General features: G+C 34.1%; 3 protein-coding genes. 1 reads left to right on the forward strand and 2 read right to left on the reverse strand.

The features are described from left to right. Positions 1-103: 103 nt before the first annotated feature. Positions 104-247, forward strand: a complete 144-nt coding sequence (locus GA0116948_RS21865; protein ID WP_394336951.1) for a transposase — start codon at positions 104-106, stop codon at positions 245-247. 328 nt (positions 248-575) lie between these two features. Here GA0116948_RS21865 and GA0116948_RS20835 read toward each other — a convergent pair whose 3' ends face one another. Both GA0116948_RS20835 and GA0116948_RS20840 read right to left on the reverse strand, forming a co-directional pair. Beyond that, a complete protein-coding gene (locus tag GA0116948_RS20835) occupies positions 576-1,004 on the reverse strand; it encodes a hypothetical protein (RefSeq protein ID WP_123891886.1) in 429 nt (142 codons plus the stop codon). An 11-nt stretch (positions 1,005-1,015) separates the two neighbouring features. Next, positions 1,016-1,890 (reverse strand): RHS repeat domain-containing protein (locus GA0116948_RS20840; RefSeq protein ID WP_317041946.1); only part of this gene is annotated, 875 nt, incomplete at its 5' end.

Consider the following 1,890-nt stretch of genomic DNA (forward strand, 5'->3'; position numbering starts at 1 on the left):
GAAATTGAATCAGGAAAATATGTAGAAAAATTCAGGCATTCGACAAAGTTAACCTTCAAACCAATACCGCCTTTTTAACTTCCCGGAGGGACACAAATTGACGGTGTTTTGTTATTTTCCCAAGGAAATCAGCCAAATCATCTACACCACTAACCTGATTGAAAATTTAAATGGCAAAATCAGAAAATTTACTAAAAACAAACTTCCTTCACCAACGACGATGCAGTTCAAAAGTCAGTGTACCTGACCCTTGTGAGGAGGCTTAAAAAAATAGACCATGCCCATTAAAAATTATGGCATGATCCTGAATCAACTTTCAACTATTTTCGAAGGACGGGTTAAAATTTATCTATCCTATTTTTCCTCGATTTTTAAACTTACACACTTAGTGAAATAGTCACTCTTTCTTCTGAACGCTCCATGCCGTTAGAATAAAGGAACCTGTTAATAATATCTTCCAGGTATTTTCATCCCTAAAAAATTTATTTTCAATACATTTGTTATTGATAGCAGGATTAGTTGATTATCAGTACTGTTCACCCGCCATCCAGCCCTTTGCCGATTCTTTGAAAAGTCTAGTTACTTCTTTTAAAGGTATATTTTATTTTGGATAAAAGCTCTTTTTCAAGTCTATTTTGAATGCGTTTTTGTTCTTTATTACTTAAGTCAGTTTCATATAAAAATTGCTTCCCATTATAAATACTTATTAATCCTAATTTACTTGACATAGATCGCTTCCAGGTTTTGGCATCACCAGTGAATCCAATTTGATAAAGTTCTTCTGGATTACTTTTGAAATATATATATATCCTTTCAAAATAATCTCCCTCTATATGTTCTCTCCACTTATCTGGTACAATATAGATAGAATCCCTATTTAGAATATTTAATATCTCTCTTTCAACGTCATATTTATTAGCATCGAAATTGTAAAAAACAATATGTCCGGTAGTACCACAGGAATAAAATAGCATTAATACAGACAATAGAAGACTATTTCGCATAATATGACCTTTTAATATTTCCCAATTTTATTTAAATTATCTAGGTTTCGAATCACTTCTTGAGTTGTTTCTTTTATCTTATTATATGTATCTTTTGTTGCATTGGCTGCCTCATTCGCTTTTATCCTTAGCGTTTTCTCAACTACAATAGCTGAGAAAATTTTCACAACTGTCAAAGCTGCATTTTTTGTTTCTAAAGAAATTGGTTCCTTATTAACTGGATCATTTTGATCAAAGTAATATTTTTCTATAACGTTAAAAGCATCCTTTACAAGTTGTTTGTCCGCATCTATAGTTTTCAAATCAAGAATCGCACTTGTTGCTCCCTTTGCCTGTACTTTATCATAAGACTGATCATGATGCTTTGCGGCAAGATCTAATGAATTAATAGCTGGATAATCATAAGTGTCCGATTTGCCATCCGCTTTTTTAGGGTTAAATGGACCAACATAAAGAGTACTTCCAAAGTTTTTCAAAGCAATTTCACCAGAAATTTCTAAAACTTTGCCGTTTTCATCCTCCTTAATAAATTGAACTACTTTAGGATGAATTGTTGGCTGTCCATAAACTGTAGGTCCACCCCAATATTTAAGTGAATTATCTGTCACTTGCCTAAGTACGACGTAACAGCCATTTTCAATTTTATAATGGATAATAAATTTCTCCAAGCCATCTAAATCTATAGCTTGTATTGGGGTATTTGAAGCAAATTGATAGGGCGTAAGCTCAGGAAATTTTAGAGCTATCGGATCCACACTCAAAAACCTCCCCACCCTCGGATCATACACCCGCATCCCATAATCCTGCTGATTCCCCTCCCCCTTCACCTCATTATCATTCTCCTTCCCATTAAACCCATACCGATATCCCCCCGCACTCCCATTCC

Origin of the sequence: Chitinophaga costaii (assembly GCF_900094705.1) — a bacterium.
Taxonomy (GTDB): domain Bacteria; phylum Bacteroidota; class Bacteroidia; order Chitinophagales; family Chitinophagaceae; genus Chitinophaga; species Chitinophaga costaii.